Raw genomic sequence first — 17,222 nt, 5'->3', positions numbered from 1 at the left:
AAATTCATGACATGGTTATTTCCATTACAATAATTAAGAATTTGCGTTGACTGGATTGTAATTATGGAAATAAGGCTATGAGCCTGAGATGTTGAAGGGAATTTAAAGATGGATAAAATTATTGTTAAAGGTGGACACACCAAGCTTCAAGGAGAAGTTGAAATTGAAGGAGCTAAAAATGCAGTTCTTCCGTTGTTGGCAGCGACATTGTTGCCAAGCGAAGGCGAGGTAATTTTAAGCAATGTGCCTATCTTGAGCGATGTTTTTATGATGAATAACTTGGTTAAGCACTTAGGTGTTGATTTAGACTTTGATCAAGAAGCAAAAACGATTCAAGCTATTACCGGTAAAGAAATTAAAATTAAAGCACCTTACGAGTATGTAAGTAAAATGCGTGCCTCAATTGTTGTAATGGGACCAATTCTTGCACGTAACGGTCATGCCCGTGTATCGATGCCTGGCGGTTGTTCTATAGGTTCTCGTCCGATTGATTTACATCTTCGAGGTTTTGAATTGATGGGGGCCGAAATTACACAAAGTGCAGGTTATATTGAAGCTAAAGCTGACCACCTAAAAGGGGCCCAAATATATATGGACTTCCCCTCAGTTGGCGCAACTCAAAACTTGATGATGGCTGCAACACTTGCAGATGGAACGACGATTTTGGAAAATGCTGCGCGTGAACCAGAAATCGTTGATTTAGCCAATCTTTTGAATAAAATGGGTGCGAATGTCAAGGGCGCTGGTACGGACACGATCATTATTAAAGGTGTGAAAGTGATGCATGGCGCTGAACATGCGGTTGTTCAAGACCGAATTGAAGCAGGGACTTTCATGGTTGCTGCAGCAATGACACAAGGGAATGTCTTGATTAAAGATGCCCTTTCCGAACACAATCGCCCCTTAATTTCTAAATTAAAAGAAATGGGTGTTCAATTTGTTGAAGAAGAAAATGGTATTCGTGTCATTGGGCCAAAAAGACTTAAGGCAACAACGGTTAAGACACTTCCCCATCCAGGTTTCCCAACGGATATGCAGTCTCAAATGACAGCAGCTCAAGCTGTGGCTCAAGGGGAATCAACGATGATTGAAACTGTATTTGAAAATCGTTTCCAACATCTTGAAGAAATGCGTCGTATGGGCTTAAATGTCGAAATTACAAGAAATTCAGCACTTATTGAAGGAACAAAAGACTTACAAGGAGCAATCGTTAAATCAACGGATTTACGTGCTTCAGCAGCTCTAATCTTACTTGGCTTGGTTGCTCAAGGAGAAACGGAAGTTCACAAACTAAATCATTTGGATCGCGGTTATTATAAATTCCATGAAAAATTGAAAGCACTTGGCGCAGATATTGTCCGGGTCAAGGCTGATGAAGATGAGGAAGACTAATGTTTAAGAGAACCATAAAATTTTTAGGGGTCAGAGTTTCACTTTTATTGCTCGTTTTGATTTTGTTGGTTGCCGCTGCGGTCTTAGGTCTAATGCTAGGGTATGGTGTTCTAGGAGGCGGAAATGCAACTCGTGTTTTTGATCAATCACTCTGGAATGATGTCCTTTCTAAATTAAATCCGAAATAAAAAAGGCCTAGGCCTTTTTTTCTTTCGGATTCATTTCTTTCAATGTGGTCAGAAAATGAACGAAATTGATGAGTATAAAAATTGCACCCGTGATGAAAATTCCACGATAGCCCCAAATATTGGCTACGATAGCCCCCATGAGGGGACCAATGACACCACCCATTGACATGAACGATTGATTATAAGCAAAAATGCGACTGGTCATCTCACTTGGTGTTGATTTAGTCAGCAAGGCATTAATTTGTGGGAGCATGGTGGCATCAGAAATACCAATCATGAAACGAAGCAGCATGAGGAGCAAAATACTACTCACAAAAGCCGTTGGGATTTGAACGAAAAAGGCTAAAATGAAGCCAGCGATCAAGACATATTGAGGGCCAATTTTGTCTCCGAGTTTTCCAAAGCGGGGAGCTGCGATGATTGTTGAAATTCCTGGTAAAGCAGCAATAATACCGACCAATAAAGTTGTACTCACGTTGCTGTGGTTAATCTCTCTGACGAATAAGGCCATAATTGGATTGATTGATGTATTGACAATTTGAATGACCATAGTGGTAATGAACATTCCAATCAGCATATTCTTATTGGCCAAATGTTTAAAGGGGTGTGGATCTTTTTTTGTATTTCCTTGAATAAAGTCGCTTGGCTTATGATTTTCAGTGACAGCAATTAAGACAAGGATAAAAACGATAAACAATAGACTTCCTGTTATTAGGAAAGTACCACGATATGAGAATGCGGATGAAATTATCCCGCCTAATAATGGACCAATGAGTTGTCCAGAAGTTGTTCCTGTAACGATAATCCCTAGAGCTCGTCCTGCCTTATTTTTGGGGGTCTGTGTTGCAATTAATGCAGTCGCATTAGATATGAAGCCGCCAAAAAGTCCCTGCAAGGCACGTAAGATAATTAATTGCCAGACATTAGTCACAAAAGCCATCAGGCTAATGACAATAGCCATACCGAGGGAAGCACGTAAAAGCATCGGTTTACGACCATATTTATCAGCTAATTTCCCCCAATAAGGAGATATAATAGCTGTCATTACAAAAGAGATAGCGAAAGTAACACTAGATAATATATTTAAAGTATCGGTCGAGAAATTACCGAGTTGTTCGATGTAAAGCGGTAAAAAAGGCATAAAAGCTGAGAAGCCCATGCCTGTAATAAATACACCAAACCAAAGAACGACAAGGTTTCGATTCGCTTCGGCCTCAATACTGAGTGTTTTGGTATTTTTCTTCATTTCATAATTATAGGACAAATACTAACTATTGTCAATAGTTAAATCATTATCAATGATAATAAGACTAGGATTCACTTATTATATTATAAAAAAGGGGATTCATCTCTTAAAGTAATGGTGTAAAGACTTGAAATAAAGCCTTTTTTATGCTATTCTTGAAAGGTATGAAATTCTAGGGATGAAAAATTGTCGGGAAGCTGAATACGGCTGACCCATTAAGTTAAATACCCTAAAATAAGGAGAATCTATAAATGACTGCAAGTTTTGAAAAAACTGGTGTTAATAATGGTACACTTTCATTTTCAATCGACCAAGAAACAATCAAAAAAGGTCTTGACAAAGCTTTCAATAAAGTAAAAGGCAATATCTCAGTTCCTGGCTTCCGTAAAGGTAAAATTTCACGCGAAATGTTTAACCGTATGTATGGTGAAGAAGCATTGTACGAAGAAGCATTGAATGCTGTTCTTCCAGAAGCTTACGATGCTGCTGTTAAAGAAGCTGCTATCGAACCAGTTTCACAACCAAAAATTGATGTTAAGAAATTGGATAAAGGTTCTGATTGGGAATTGACAGCTGATGTAGTTGTTAAACCTGAAGTTAAATTAGGTGATTACAAAGGCCTTGAAGTTTCAGTAGATGCATCTAAAGAAGTTTCAGAAGAAGATGTTGATGCGCGCCTTAAAGCTGCACAAAACAATCTTGCTGAGCTTGTTGTTAAAGAAGATGCTGCCGAAAATGGCGACACAGTTGTTATTGATTTTAACGGATCAGTTGACGGTGTTGAATTTGAAGGCGGAAAAGCGACTAACCACAGCCTTGAACTTGGTAGTGGACAATTCATTCCTGGTTTTGAAGAACAATTGGTTGGTACAAAAGCAGGTGATGAAGTAGAAGTTAAAGTTACTTTCCCTGAAGATTATCAAGCAGCTGATTTAGCTGGTAAAGATGCTGTCTTTGCTACAACTATCCATGAAGTTAAAACAAAAGAAGTTCCTGAACTTGATGATGAATTGGCTAAAGATATCGACGAAGAAGTTGAAACACTTGATGAATTGAAAGAAAAATTCCGTAAAGAATTGACTGATCAAAAAGCTGAAGCGTTTGATGATGCTGTAGAAACAGCTGCTATTGACGCTGCTGTGGCTGCTGCAACAATTGAAGAAGTTCCTGAAGAAATGATCCACGAAGAAGTTCACCGTTCAATGAACGAATTCCTCGGAGGAATGCAACAACAAGGAATTTCTCCAGAAATGTACTTCCAAATCACTGGAACAACTGAAGATGATCTTCATAAACAATATGAAGAAAATGCTGGCAAACGTGTTCGTACGAACTTGGTGGTTGAAGCAATCGCTGCTGCAGAAAACTTCGACACAACAGATGAAGAAGTGAAATCTGAAATTGAAGACTTGGCAGGACAATACAATATGCCTGTAGAACAAGTTGAACAACTTTTACCAATTGATATGTTGAAACATGACATTGCTGTGAAAAAAGCTGTTGATTTGATTACATCAACTGCTGTTGTAAAATAAGGATAAAACGAAAAAGACGACCTAAAGGCCGCCTTTTTTTCTTGTTTTTTTATCTAAACAATACCTTGAGCAGACATAGCGGCTGCTACTTTTAGAAAGCCAGCGATATTCGCACCAAAAACAAGATCGCCCGGTTTTCCGAATTCATCAGCTGCTGAAATCGCCTGACTGTATATCCCTTCCATAATCGCATGTAGTTTCTGATCAACTTCATCAAATGTCCAGCTCACGCGACTACTATTTTGAGCCATTTCAAGTGCTGAAACAGCAACTCCTCCTGCATTAGCTGCTTTTCCTGGGCCAAAGAGAATCTTATGAGCTTGGAAAATTTCAGTGGCTACTTTAGTTGAAGGCATATTTGCACCCTCAACAACGGCAATGACTCCGTTTGCAATTAATGTTTTGGCATCCTCAGCTGTAAGTTCATTTTGCGTTGCACATGGAAAAGCTAAATCTGTTTTAATTGACCAAATAGTTTTATCTCCGGCTTCTGTAAATGTGGCATTGGGATGCTGCTCGACATATTTCGAAATGCGTTCATGGTCAACTTCTTTAATCTGTTTCAATGTTTCAAGGTGAATCCCCTCAGCATCGTAAATAAAACCAGAAGAGTCTGATGCTGCTACAACGGTTGCACCTAATTGGGTTAACTTTTCAATCGCATAAATAGCCACATTTCCTGATCCTGAAACAAGAGCAGTCTTGTCTTGGTAAGTTTCACCAATAGATTTCAACATTTCTTGTCCAAAATAGACGGCACCGTAGCCAGTTGCTTCAGTACGAGTCAACGAGCCTCCATAGGTCAGTCCTTTTCCAGTCAAAATGCCAGAAACGGAGCCATTAAGGCGTTTGTATTGACCATATAAGTAGCCAATCTCACGACCTCCGACACCGATATCACCTGCAGGGACATCAATGTCAGCTCCAATATGTTTTTGAAGTTCCGTCATGAAACTTTGACAAAAACGCATGATTTCAAAGTCGGATTTTCCTTTAGGGTCGAAATTAGAGCCCCCTTTACCACCACCAATCGGCTGCCCTGTTAAAGCATTCTTAAAAATTTGTTCAAAGCCAAGGAATTTTACAATGGATTGATTGACTGAAGGATGGAAACGCAAACCCCCCTTGTAAGGGCCAATTGCTGAGGAATATTGGACCCGGTAACCCCGATTGACTTGAACCTTTCCTTTGTCGTCTACCCAAGGGACACGAAAAGAGATAATGCGTTCAGGTTCGATTAAACGGGCCAATAAATTTTCTTTTACGTATTGTGGATATTTGTCAAAAACGGGTGTGAGTGATTCAAATACTTCCCTTACAGCTTGTAAAAATTCAGTTTCATGGGGATTTTGTTGTTCCACATTAGTAAGAACGGTCTTTACATATTCTTGTCCATTTATTGTCATGTTTTCTCCTTTGAATTCTGGTTTCGTCTTAAATATTATAAATTTTCTGAATATTATTGTCAAGTGATATGTTATTTTGTGGAAGATCGTGAAATTAATTTATAAAAATTTTTTGGATATATGTTGCGAAAATGCTTACTTTGTAGTAAAATAAAACTTGTAAGGTTGTGAATTTTTTAACTTTATCTCGCGAAAACAAAATGAGCTTGTCAATGCTGACAGATTCTGTAAAAGAAGTGGAGTTTGAGATGGTCGAAGATTATAAACAAGTAACAGGATTAATACATTCAACTGAGACCTTTGGGACAGTGGACGGGCCAGGAGTTCGTTTTGTTGTCTTCGTGCAAGGTTGTAGGATGCGCTGTAAGTACTGCCACAATCCGGATACATGGGCAATGAAATCAGACAAAGCGACCGAAAGAACTGTTGAAGATGTTATGAATGAAGCACGTCGTTTCCAAGGCTTTTGGGGAACGAAAGGGGGAATTACAGTTTCTGGCGGCGAAGCCTTGTTGCAAATAGATTTTGTGACAGCCCTATTTAAATACGCTCATGAACTTGGTATCCACACCACACTAGATACAGCTGGTCAACCTTTTAATACTGATCCATACGTGACTGAACACATTGATGAACTGTTGGCTGTGACGGATTTGGTGTTGTTAGATTTGAAAGAAATCAATCCCGAACGGCATAAGAAGTTGACAGCAAATAAAGTGGATAATATTCTTGAATTTGCACAATATTTATCAGATCATGATAAGGCGATGTGGGTACGTCATGTCCTTGTTCCAGGTGAATCTGATTTTGACGATGATTTGATAGAATTAGGAAAGTTTGTAAAAACATTAAAGAATGTCTTGAAATTTGAAATATTGCCATACCATACAATGGGTGAATTTAAGTGGCGAGAATTGGGTTGGAAGTATCAGCTCGACGGTGTACAGCCACCAACAAACGCTCGTGTACACAATGCAAAAGAATTGATGAATACCGAAACCTATCAAGATTATCTTGAACGAATTAGCTAAAAATGAAGCTGTCAATTTGGACAGTTTTTTTATCCTGTCTAACGGTTTCAAGGATGAGAAAAATAGTTGGAGGTGGGATAGACTTGATAATTGAGGCAAATCTACTGGAGGATTATGATGAATGTAATTCATAAGGGAAAGAATGTAGCAGTTTGGCAAATTAGTAATACAGGAGAGACCGTACTGGGTTATTGAGATATTAATCGAGCCTTGTTTGTTGGAACATAAAATCGATTCCGCATACGGATGGCTTTTGTTAAACCATCTACCGGTACGATTTTAGGGGCTGGATTAGCGCGGGAATATTGGCGGTTATGCAGGCGGATTTGGACAATTTGTCATTGCTGACAAGGGGGGATCTCGATTGGAAAAACGGAAAAGTTGTTTCGAAAAAATATTTTATCAAGCATTATCTGGTAGATTAATTTTTTTTACCATTCAATTTTGTTCAGTGAAGCCTTTGAAGGAGGAATGAGATGAGGTGGAATCTGTCTTTTTGTAAAACCTAAGTGTGAAATTCCAACGTTTTTTTGATATAATGGGGTCGAATATAATTAAAAAAGAGGTAATAACAAATGTCAGACAAAATTCTTGTATTTGGTCACCAAAAACCAGACACTGATGCTATCGGTTCATCAATGTCCTTTAGCTATCTATCAAATCACCGTAAACATGTGAAATTGAATACAGAAGTTGTAGCGCTTGGTCCAGCCAATGAAGAAACACAATTTGCACTTGATACTTTTGGGCTTGAACTTCCACGTATTGTAAAATCAGCAAAAGAAGAAGGCGTTGATACAGTAATCTTGACTGACCACAACGAATTCCAACAATCAATCTCTGATATTGAAGATGTAACGATTATGGGTGTTGTTGACCACCACCGTGTTGCTAATTTCCAAACTGCAATGCCATTATTTATGACAGTAGAACCAGTCGGTTCTGCATCATCAATCGTTTACCGTAAGTTCCTTGAAGAGGGTGTTGAAATCCCTAAAGCACTTGCAGGGATGATGCTTTCAGGTTTGATTTCAGATACTTTACTTTTGAAATCACCTACAACTCATCCAACAGATTTTCATGTTGCTGAGGAACTCGCTAAAATTGCTGGTGTCAACCTCGAAGAATACGGCCTCGCTATGCTCAAGGCTGGTACAAATTTGGCTTCCAAAACAGCAGAAGAACTTATTGATATCGATGCGAAAACATTTGAATTGAATGGTAAAAAAGTACGTGTTGCACAAGTGAATACAGTTGATATTCCTGAAGTTTTGGCGCGTCTTGATGAGATCAAAGCTGCAGTCAATGCTTATATGACAGCTGGAGGATTTGACGATTTCGTATTCATGATAACTGATATTGTAAATTCAAATTCAGAAATTCTCGCATTGGGTTATGACATGGATAAGGTTGAAGCTGCATTTAACTTTAAACTTGAAAATGACCACGCCTTTCTTGCTGGTGCTGTTTCACGTAAGAAACAAGTCGTACCACAACTGACTGAAAGTTTTAATGTTTAAGCAAATTAAAATATATAATGAAAATCGACTGACCCGTCAGCCGTTTTTCAAACTTCTTATTGCCTTTTTGATGGCGAATGAAGATGTTAATTTGAGACAGATTCATCGCGCGTTCGATGCCGTAGAAGAAAATTTAGATCGCCAATTAGATAAATACATCAAAGCAGGTTTGATTATCCGTCAAGATCGACGTTATCGATTAGGGGGGCAAATTTTTGGAGACGATGACATTGATTGGTCAGCACTGACAAGTCAGCCAGCACAGCGAAATTATTTTGTTCAACCTTTTTTTGTCCGAGCTGACAGTCACTTGGCTCAACGTTTAGATGAAACTTACGTTTATCAGGAACTTCGAAATGAAACGAACTCAGTTGTGCTACATTTGACAAGTCGATTCGATTGCGAGACGGATACTCTTGCGAATTATTTCTTTAAGATTTCAGAAAATTTGAATTTGAGCCCACTTGAACGGGAAGTCTATCAAATTATGGGGGATGCCGATCCAGAATATGTTTTGAAATATATGACGACATTTTTGCTTAAATTTAAGAATAAAAAAGTAGTCAAGAAACACCCGGATATTTTTGTCCGTGTACTTGAAAAATATGGCTATATCAACGCCTCTAGTGAAAATGAATTTACTACTCATATCGTATTTTCAGAGCAAGAAATCCCCCGTGTTGATTTCGATGATGCAGAAATGTTTATTAAGGCACAACTGACACAACAAACAAATATCAACAATTTTATTTCACTTGATGAAGCAACAAATTTGGATTGATGAGAAAATTTTAGAATTACTACATTCCTCCCCTCATTGACTAATTTATCGACATCATGAATTAACTTTTTTTGGTATAATAATACTATTAGATTTGGAGAAAACAAATGAAATATGAAAAACTTTTGCCACGCTTCATTGAATATGTGAAAGTAAACACACGTTCGGATGAAAATTCAACAACTGTACCTTCAGTTCCGGCACTTGTCGAATTCGCTCATAAAATGGGTGAAGAAATGAAATCAATCGGAGTTCAAGATGTTCATTATCTCGAAAGTAATGGTTATGTTGTTGGAACAATTCCAGCAACAACTGATAAAAAGGTTCGTAAAATTGGCTTGATTGCTCACATGGATACGGCAGATTTTAATGCTGAAGGTGTCAATCCTCAAATTCTTGAAAATTACGATGGAAAATCTGTCATCGAATTGGGAACATCGGGCTTCAAACTTGACCCGGCTGAATTTCCTAATTTGAAGAATTACGAAGGTCAAACGCTAATTCACACGGATGGTACAACATTGCTAGGTTCCGATGATAAATCTGGCGTGGCTGAGATTATGACTTTAGCTGATTATCTATTGAACATCAACCCGGACTTTGAGCACGGTGAAATCCGTATTGGTTTTGGACCAGATGAAGAAATTGGCACTGGGGCAGATCGTTTTGATGTAGCTGATTTTAATGTTGACTTTGCCTATACCGTTGATGGTGGGCCACTTGGTGAATTGGAATACGAAACATTCTCTGCTGCTGGTGCAGTTATTGACTTCCAAGGTAAAAATGTTCACCCAGGAACTGCTAAAGATATCATGGTTAATGCGCTTCAATTAGCAATGGATTATCATGCTCAATTACCTGAAACAGATCGCCCTGAAAAAACAGATGGACGTGAAGGGTTCTTCCACCTCCTAAAACTAGAGGGGACTGTTGAAGAAGCACGTGCACAATACATTATCCGTGATCACGCGGAAGAAAAATTTGAAGCACGTAAAGCCTTAATGCAAGAAATTGCTGATAAAATGAACGCGAATTTAGGTTCAGATCGCGTGAAACCAGTCGTCAAAGACCAATATTACAACATGGCTCAAATTATTGAACAAGACATGTCCATCATTGATATTGCGCGTGAAGCAATGGAAAATCTTGACATTGTTCCAAAAATTGAACCTGTTCGTGGTGGAACAGACGGGTCTAAAATATCATTTATGGGACTCCCTACACCTAACCTGTTTGCTGGTGGGGAAAATATGCATGGACGCTATGAATTTGTTTCTTTGCAATCAATGGAAAAAGCAGTGGATGTCCTGTTAGAAATCCTAAAATTGAACAATAAAGTTGTTAAGTAGTTGTAACACAATCAAAAAAGAATAAAAAGTAAGTCACCTGAGGAGGTGGCTTACTTTGGTTTAAAATTAAAATATTCAGTCAAATATATCTTATTATATTTTCTAATGACAAATTAGAATAATAAAATTATTATCACACATATATTATACTGATTAGATTAACTTAAGGAGAAATTATGTCAAAAGGAACGAAGGGAAAACTTTCCCTAGCCGGATTATCACTGATGATTTTTACCACGGTATATGGCTTTGGAAATATTCCTGTTGCCTTCTACCAAATGGGCTACGGAGCTATTCCATGGTATCTCATCGGAGCAATTTTATTCTTCCTCCCCTTTGCTTTTATGGTCACTGAAATGGGTTCTGCTTTCAAAAATGAAAAAGGTGGAATTTATTCATGGATGGAGGAAGCTGTCAATCCAACGTTTGCCTTTATTGGTACTTTCATGTGGTATGCTTCCTATGTCATTTGGATGGTGACGGTTGCCAATAAAATATTGATTCCACTGGTCAACTTAATATTCGGAAGCTCTTCACATATGCCATCGCCATTATGGATTTCGATTGCTGGGATTGCATGGATGGCAATTGTAACCTTTATGGTTTCCAAAGGTGTCGATACCATTAAAAAGTTTACATCTATTGCTGGAATTGCTGTTTTATCCCTCAATGTTGTTTTGATTTTAGGAGCATTACTTGTTTTAGTGTTAAACGGTCATACCGCAACGCCAATTCATTGGTCATCCTTTGTTATTTCGCCTAATCCTACTTTTGATGGTTCAGCAACTTCCTTTATCGCCTTCTTAGTGTTTGCTATTTTTGCTTATGGTGGGGTCGAATCAATCGCTGGACTCGTTGACCAAACAGAAAATCCAGAAAAGAACTTTCCACGTGGAATCGTTATTTCCGCTTTGATTATTTCAATCGGTTATTCGATTGCCATTTTGAGTGTCGGTTTCTTTACAAATTATAACGATTGGTTACCTGCCATCAAAGATGGATCAATGAACTTGGGAACTGTTCCATATCTCTTGATTCAACATCTCGGTGAACAAGTAGGGATGGCCTTGCATTTGTCCAGTTCAGCAACGAGCTTGTTAGGTGCCATCTTTGCCCGATATATCGGATTTTCAATGCTGCTGGCATATATGGGGGCATTCTTTACATTAACATACAGCCCGATAAAACAAATAATTACTGGAACCCCCAAAAAATTGTGGCCAGGTCGCATTGGTGAATTGGATGAAGCAGGAATGCCTAAATTCGCTATGTGGATTCAATTTTTCATTGTGACCTTAATCATTGTGCTCAATTTTCTAACGTCGCAAGGTGGTGCGAGCCAATTTTTCCTTGTGCTAACCAATATGGCAAATGTGTCAATGACTTTACCTTATGTCTTAATTGTCATTGCCTACTGGTACTTTAAGCGAAATGATAAGATTACCAAACCCGTTGTCTTTTTCAAGTCAAAAGCAATAATTAATTTCTTAACCACGCTAGTCCTCTTCGTTGTCCTAGCTGCTAATTTCTTTACGATTATCCAACCCCTTGTTCAACATTCTCCAACTGCAGCAACGGATGTTTTATCAATGATTGCCGGACCCGTAGTATTTGGTTTAATCGCATACTTGATGATGCGTGCATACATTAAGAAAAAATAGATTTACGAAATAAAAAAGAACTGAATGAACTCAGTTTTTTTTTATTTCAGAAATTTTAGTTAAGAAGGGGCGTCCATATTTTTTCAATTTGACGGGTCCCACTCCAGAGACTAGTAAGAATTCCTCTTCGTTTTGAGGTAAAATGGCACTCATATCACGTAGACTCGCATCTGAAAAAATCATGAATGGTGGAACGTTTTCTGATTTAGCAATTTCTAATCTTAATTGGCGGAGTGCTTCAAAATTAGTTTCTGAATATGTCGAATTTTCTTTTGAGCTGACCGTTTTGATGAGCGTCGATTTACGAAAAACATTTAATTCACTGCGCAAAACTTTTGTGCCTTTTTGTGAAACAGAAAGTAAGGGAAATTTTCCAGTACTGATTTTAAGGTAATTCTCAGCCGTCAGGAAATCAATTAATTCACTTATTGATTTTTGAGACGTTCCTTTCATAATGCCATAAGTGGAGAGCTGATCAAAATTCCAATTTGCGAGTCCCTTACTTTTTGACCCCACTAGAACTTGTGCAACTGTTGTTTTTCCAAATCTTTCTTTCATTCGGATGACACAAGACAAGACCTTTTGTGTATCGATCGTTATATCTTGTTGGTCGCGTTCGTCAAGGCAGTTTTGACATTTGTGACAGTCCTCGCCGTCGTCTCCAAAATATTGCAAAATGAATCGTTGTAAACAAGTTTCGCAATTGGCATAAGCTTGCATCTGCCGAAGCTTGTCATATTCATTTGCTTTATGTCGTTGATCTGATTCAGACTGTTCAATGAAATAGGCACGTAAGCGTGCATCGTTTGGCGAATAGAATAAAATGGCATCTGATGGAAGTCCATCACGACCGGCACGGCCTGCTTCTTGATAATAGGCTTCCATGGTTGATGGAATAGCATAATGAATGACGAATCGAACGTTACTCTTATTGATTCCCATTCCAAAAGCATTAGTCGCCACCATAATCGGACGTTCATCAAAAAGGAAAGCCTCTTGATTTTCTTGGCGCTCTTTTTCAGACAGACCAGCATGATACATCGTTGCTTTTATCTTTGCTTTAATAAGTGCTTCGCAAAGTTGTTCAACTTCTTTACGCGTGCTGGCGTAAATGATACCAGATTGATCAGTGTGTTGTTTTAAATATTTTTTCAAAAAAGCCCGCTTGTCTTGCCCTTTTACCACTTCAAAACGTAGGTTTTCTCGGAGAAAACCTGTTTGAACGGTCTGATCGACAGGGATTTCCAACAGCTTTTGAATGTCAGCACTGACAGCAGGCGTTGCTGTAGCGGTCAAAGCTAAGAGCGTTGGATGCGTGGGTAAGTCGCTCAAATGTTTAGCAAATTCGACATAAGATGGACGGAAATCATGTCCCCATTGACTAATGCAGTGTGCCTCATCAACGGCAACTAAAGCGATCGGTAATCTTTTTAAAAATTGATTGAATGAACTGATTTCGAAACGTTCAGGTGCAATAAATAAAAGTTTTATTTCACCACTAGCCACTTGATTTAAGCGGATTTGTGTTTCAAATTCATTAACCGTAGAATTGATATAAGTTGCTGGAATCCCCTCAATGTTGAGTGAATCAACTTGATCTTTCATGAGTGAAATCAGAGGAGAGATAACTAAGGTCAATCCATCTAATAGAAGCGCAGGGAGCTGATAGCAAATTGATTTTCCTGCCCCTGTAGGTAAAATACCCAGTGTATCTTTGCCTGCTAAAACTTGTTCAATAATCTGTTTTTGACCCGTTCGGAAAGTTTCATACCCGAAGTGGTCCTTTAATGCTTGTTCTAAATTCATGTCTCTTTATTATACGTAATATAATTTAAAAATTCACTTCAAATGTATAAAAAATGATAAGCTTAAGCTTAACATTCTTGTCATTTTTATAAATATTTTTCTGCAGCTGAGGTATCGCCTATATAAGGAACGCGTTGACCCATGTAGAGTTGAAATTTATCTGTTCCTTTCCCAGCAATGATGACCGCATCTGATGAATTAGACACACGAGAAATGGCTTCTTTTATGGCCAATTCCCGATCTTGAATGAAATCAACGTTACGGTCAATGTGTGCTTTGATTTCGTCAGCAATGACAGAAGGGGCTTCATAATTAGAATCATCAGTTGTCAAAATAACGTTGAGACGTTTGTGATTCTCAATAACTTGTCCAAAGTCTTTCCGACGACTTTCACCTTTATTTCCCGTTGCACCAAGAATAAGCTGGAGATTACCAGAATGATGACTTTCAACCACACCAACTAAATTCTCAAGAGAGACACCATTGTGGGCATAGTCAACATAAATGTGCGCCCCATTACGTGCAGTTAACAATTCCATTCGACCTGGCACAACAGCTTTTGCAAGACCAGCTTTTATTTGCTCAAGACTTGCGCCCAAGTGTGAAGTCATCAAAGCAGTAGCCAAGGCATTTTCTTGATTGAAACGGCCCAAAAGTCGGATGTCAAATGCTGATCCAACTTTCCCTGATGTCTCAAAATGAAATTGATCAGATTGGATAATGGTGTTATCTGACCCAGCCCCATAAAAATCAGCTGGAACACCAAACGCGGCGAGTTTTTGTTCAACCAGATTGAAGTGGCTCATTTCATGATTCGCGACAAAATAACTGGCGTGTTCAATGAGTTGACTCTTACAATAGAAATAGTCTTCCATTGTTGGATGCTCGTTTTTACCAATATGGTCGGGGAAGAAATTAGTAAAGCCTGCTACGTCAAAATCTAAGCCGTAGACTCTTTCTGTTTTATAGGCTTGACTCGAAACTTCCATAACGAGGTGTGTCATACCATTACTAACAGCGGTTGCCATCATTTTCATCAAATCTAGACTTTCTGGAGTGGTCAGTTCTGATTTGAAATAATTTTGACCATCTAGAGTCGTTTGGGCAGTTGAAAGGAGTGCCGTCTTATTGTCGTTCATTTCGTCCAAAATAGACTTGGCAAAATAGGCTGATGTTGTCTTACCTTTCGTACCTGTTATAGCTAATGTTGTTAATTTATTTTGTGGATAATCATAAAAGGCTTGTGCGATAAGTGACAGGGCTCGTTTGACATTACTTACGATGATTGCGGGTAAATCTACCTCATAATCTACCTCACTAATATAGAATGGCACGTCTAAACCTGACAAATATTCGCCTTTAAAATTGATTCCTTTTGCAAAAAATAAAGTTTCTGAATCGCAGGCGCGACTATCATAGGAAAGATTGGCAAATTCAACCGCTTGATCCCATTGATAATAATATTCTCCCTCAAAGACAATTTCACGAAAATTGTTATCTTTCTTCAGGATTTGTAAAATTTGTAGTAAACTTATCATGTGTTTATTATAATATTTTCTTCCAAAAAAAGCTAAATTAAGGTAAAATAGAGAAATGGAAAATATCGAACAGCATAAAAAACCACAAAAAAATATGAAAACGGGTGCTGATAAAGCAAAAGCCCAAATGCTTTCGGGTACGGCTTGGCGAACTGGGGCCGATATGATAGGGAAAGTACTAGGGGTTATTTATATCATTCCTTGGTATGCCTGGATGGGAGCGGCAGGAAATCAAGCCAATGCACTGTATAGCATGGGTTATAATATTTACGCCCTCTTTTTGCTCGTTTCAACAGTAGGGATCCCATCTGCTGTGGCGCGTGAAGTCGCTCGTTATAACACGCTAGGTGATTACAACATGGGCTATCGACTCGTTCGGCAAATGCTTGCTGTAATGACTGTTTTAGGTGTTATTTTCGCTGTCATTATGTCAGTTTTCGCTGTGCCGCTCGCCAATATTCTTGGTGGAAAAGAGGCACTCGTACCAGTGATTAGAAGTTTATCTCTGGCCATCTTACTATTCCCATCGATGTCTGTTATTCGAGGCTATTTCCAAGGGCTTAATCAAATGAAAGCCTATGCCATGAGTCAACTTTGTGAACAAGTTATCCGAATTATTTGGATGCTCGTCACAGCTTTTGCAATCATGAAATTAGGCTCTCATAATTGGCAAAATGCTGTGACGCAATCCACTTTTGCAGCTTTTGTCGGCATGGTCGCTTCGTATCTGGTTTTACTATTTTATCTTTGGAAATCAGGAAATCTGCATCACCTGTTGCATCCTGGTCCATCCAAGACTAAAATTAATTCGATACAAGTGCTCCGTGATACGATGCGTACGGCCGTTCCTTTCATCGTTTTAGGGTCGGCAACACAAGTATTCCGTTTGATTGATAATTCAACATTTATGCATTTTATGCCGATGTTTACGAGTTTTAGTCACAGTACATTGATGGACTTCCTCTCTTACTTTTCTGCTAACACTGATAAACTAACATTGTTGTTACTTGGGGTTGCTTTGACTTTAGGCTCAGTATCAGACCCTTTAATCACTGAACATTACGTCAAAGGAAACCGCCATGCACTTGCAGCTCTTGTAGGGTATAATTTTCAACTTTATGTCGGATTTATGTTACCTGCCATTGTGGGAATGTCCTTACTGACAAAGCCAATCTACACCCTCTTTTATCAGGTTCCCTCATCTTTCCAAATTGCCTTGTTTGTCTTTACTGTGTTGCAAAGTTTCCTTTTAGGACTTTATATGTTAGTCTACCCACCGTTAACGGTAATGGATCATAAAAGATTAGCGATGCGCTTTTTTGTGGCAATGTTAGTGGCCAAATTAGTCTTGCAAGTTCCTGCAATATGGCTTTTCCATTCGTATGGGCCATTGATAGCAACGACTATTGCATTCCTTTTTGGAGACTATCTTTTCGTCAAAAAACTGCATCAGTTGACCCGTTTTTCAATTAAAAATACGATTCGTGGTATTCAGGGAGCTACTTTGCTGACACTGATCATGTCAATCGTGGTTGTTCTACTCGAGCTTATTTTGGGATTTGTTGTGGGCAAAACACCAAGTCGGACTGGTTCGGCACTCCTTGTACTAATTTGTGGTGGAGCAGGTTTCTATGTCTATCTTTACCTCGCTGCCCAATTAGGTTTGCTTGAAAAATGGTTTGGCGCAAAAGGCACAAGTTTACGCCGTAAATTACATATTTAAGAAAAGCCCTGTGGGGCTTTTTATGTTATAATTGTGAGAATAATAT

At 38.6% G+C, this 17,222-nt stretch carries 13 protein-coding genes; 9 read left to right on the top strand and 4 right to left on the bottom strand.

What is annotated here, in order from left to right; genetic code table 11:
* The first annotated feature begins 108 nt into the window (after nt 1-108).
* Together murA and RT41_RS04150 are read left to right on the top strand one after the other, a co-directional pair.
* Nucleotides 109-1,392 carry a UDP-N-acetylglucosamine 1-carboxyvinyltransferase gene (gene murA, locus RT41_RS04155; RefSeq protein WP_054639746.1) on the top strand — a complete coding sequence of 428 codons (1,284 nt, stop codon included), beginning with the start codon at nt 109-111 and terminating at the stop codon, nt 1,390-1,392.
* Nucleotides 1,392-1,580 carry a DNA-directed RNA polymerase subunit beta gene (locus tag RT41_RS04150; protein WP_054639747.1) on the top strand — a complete coding sequence of 63 codons (189 nt, stop codon included), beginning with the start codon at nt 1,392-1,394 and terminating at the stop codon, nt 1,578-1,580. Before murA ends, RT41_RS04150 begins: the two co-directional genes overlap by 1 nt.
* 7 nt (nt 1,581-1,587) lie before the next feature.
* On the opposite strand, the gene RT41_RS04145 is transcribed toward RT41_RS04150, so the two are convergent.
* Nucleotides 1,588-2,826: an MFS transporter gene (locus RT41_RS04145; protein WP_096817830.1), complete on the bottom strand. Its 1,239-nt coding sequence runs from the start codon at nt 2,824-2,826 to the stop codon at nt 1,588-1,590.
* A 251-nt stretch (nt 2,827-3,077) separates the two neighbouring features.
* Between RT41_RS04145 and tig the strand changes: the two genes are divergently transcribed.
* Nucleotides 3,078-4,361 (top strand): trigger factor, encoded by a 1,284-nt coding sequence (gene tig, locus RT41_RS04140; RefSeq protein ID WP_096817671.1) that lies wholly within the window; start codon nt 3,078-3,080, stop codon nt 4,359-4,361.
* Between the two features lie 53 nt (nt 4,362-4,414).
* On the opposite strand, the gene gdhA is transcribed toward tig, so the two are convergent.
* On the bottom strand, nt 4,415-5,767 hold the full coding sequence (gene gdhA, locus RT41_RS04135) for an NADP-specific glutamate dehydrogenase (protein WP_054639748.1): 1,353 nt from the start codon (nt 5,765-5,767) through the stop codon (nt 4,415-4,417).
* Nucleotides 5,768-6,015: 248 nt separating this feature from the next.
* On the opposite strand from gdhA, the gene pflA reads away from it, so the two are divergent.
* The 5 genes from pflA (at nt 6,016) to yjeM (ending at nt 12,109) form a co-directional block, all read left to right on the top strand.
* The gene (pflA, locus tag RT41_RS04130; RefSeq protein WP_054639759.1) at nt 6,016-6,798 is read left to right on the top strand and encodes a pyruvate formate-lyase-activating protein; all 783 of its coding nucleotides are present in this window, start codon (nt 6,016-6,018) and stop codon (nt 6,796-6,798) included.
* A gap of 575 nt (nt 6,799-7,373) precedes the next feature.
* Complete coding sequence (locus RT41_RS04125; RefSeq protein WP_054639749.1) at nt 7,374-8,318, top strand: manganese-dependent inorganic pyrophosphatase; 945 nt, start codon at nt 7,374-7,376, stop codon at nt 8,316-8,318.
* Nucleotides 8,311-9,099 carry a DUF1803 domain-containing protein gene (locus RT41_RS04120; RefSeq protein WP_054639750.1) on the top strand — a complete coding sequence of 263 codons (789 nt, stop codon included), beginning with the start codon at nt 8,311-8,313 and terminating at the stop codon, nt 9,097-9,099. The genes RT41_RS04125 and RT41_RS04120 overlap by 8 nt, the downstream gene beginning before the upstream one ends.
* 107 nt (nt 9,100-9,206) lie before the next feature.
* Nucleotides 9,207-10,448 carry a peptidase T gene (pepT, locus tag RT41_RS04115; RefSeq protein WP_096817670.1) on the top strand — a complete coding sequence of 414 codons (1,242 nt, stop codon included), beginning with the start codon at nt 9,207-9,209 and terminating at the stop codon, nt 10,446-10,448.
* Nucleotides 10,449-10,624: 176 nt separating this feature from the next.
* Nucleotides 10,625-12,109, top strand: coding sequence for a glutamate/gamma-aminobutyrate family transporter YjeM (yjeM, locus tag RT41_RS04110; protein ID WP_096817668.1), 1,485 nt, complete (start codon nt 10,625-10,627; stop codon nt 12,107-12,109).
* Nucleotides 12,110-12,139: 30 nt separating this feature from the next.
* Here yjeM and recQ read toward each other — a convergent pair whose 3' ends face one another.
* Together recQ and RT41_RS04100 are read right to left on the bottom strand one after the other, a co-directional pair.
* Nucleotides 12,140-13,915: a DNA helicase RecQ gene (gene recQ / locus RT41_RS04105; protein ID WP_096817667.1), complete on the bottom strand. Its 1,776-nt coding sequence runs from the start codon at nt 13,913-13,915 to the stop codon at nt 12,140-12,142.
* Between the two features lie 86 nt (nt 13,916-14,001).
* A complete protein-coding gene (locus tag RT41_RS04100; RefSeq protein ID WP_096817666.1) occupies nt 14,002-15,453 on the bottom strand; it encodes a UDP-N-acetylmuramoyl-L-alanyl-D-glutamate--L-lysine ligase in 1,452 nt (483 codons plus the stop codon).
* A gap of 55 nt (nt 15,454-15,508) precedes the next feature.
* Here RT41_RS04100 and RT41_RS04095 point away from each other — a divergent pair, with 55 nt between their 5' ends.
* Nucleotides 15,509-17,176 (top strand): putative polysaccharide biosynthesis protein, encoded by a 1,668-nt coding sequence (locus tag RT41_RS04095; protein WP_096817665.1) that lies wholly within the window; start codon nt 15,509-15,511, stop codon nt 17,174-17,176.
* The last annotated feature ends 46 nt before the right edge of the window (nt 17,177-17,222 follow it).

Source organism: Lactococcus fujiensis JCM 16395, from assembly GCF_002441655.1.
GTDB classification, from domain to species: Bacteria; Bacillota; Bacilli; order Lactobacillales; family Streptococcaceae; genus Lactococcus; species Lactococcus fujiensis.
The sequence above is the reverse complement of the archived record's forward strand: the minus strand, read 5'-3'. Positions and strand labels throughout refer to the sequence as shown.

Bases quoted from the DNA above. Each gene is read 5' to 3' on its own strand.
- murA (WP_054639746.1), top strand. From the start codon at position 109: ATGGATAAAATTATTGTTAAAGGTGGACACACCAAGCTTCAAGGAGAA.
- RT41_RS04150 (WP_054639747.1), top strand. From the start codon at position 1,392: ATGTTTAAGAGAACCATAAAATTTTTAGGGGTCAGAGTTTCACTTTTA.
- RT41_RS04145 (WP_096817830.1), bottom strand. From the start codon at position 2,826: ATGAAGAAAAATACCAAAACACTCAGTATTGAGGCCGAAGCGAATCGA.
- tig (WP_096817671.1), top strand. From the start codon at position 3,078: ATGACTGCAAGTTTTGAAAAAACTGGTGTTAATAATGGTACACTTTCA.
- gdhA (WP_054639748.1), bottom strand. From the start codon at position 5,767: ATGACAATAAATGGACAAGAATATGTAAAGACCGTTCTTACTAATGTG.
- pflA (WP_054639759.1), top strand. From the start codon at position 6,016: ATGGTCGAAGATTATAAACAAGTAACAGGATTAATACATTCAACTGAG.
- RT41_RS04125 (WP_054639749.1), top strand. From the start codon at position 7,374: ATGTCAGACAAAATTCTTGTATTTGGTCACCAAAAACCAGACACTGAT.
- RT41_RS04120 (WP_054639750.1), top strand. From the start codon at position 8,311: ATGTTTAAGCAAATTAAAATATATAATGAAAATCGACTGACCCGTCAG.
- pepT (WP_096817670.1), top strand. From the start codon at position 9,207: ATGAAATATGAAAAACTTTTGCCACGCTTCATTGAATATGTGAAAGTA.
- yjeM (WP_096817668.1), top strand. From the start codon at position 10,625: ATGTCAAAAGGAACGAAGGGAAAACTTTCCCTAGCCGGATTATCACTG.
- recQ (WP_096817667.1), bottom strand. From the start codon at position 13,915: ATGAATTTAGAACAAGCATTAAAGGACCACTTCGGGTATGAAACTTTC.
- RT41_RS04100 (WP_096817666.1), bottom strand. From the start codon at position 15,453: ATGATAAGTTTACTACAAATTTTACAAATCCTGAAGAAAGATAACAAT.
- RT41_RS04095 (WP_096817665.1), top strand. From the start codon at position 15,509: ATGGAAAATATCGAACAGCATAAAAAACCACAAAAAAATATGAAAACG.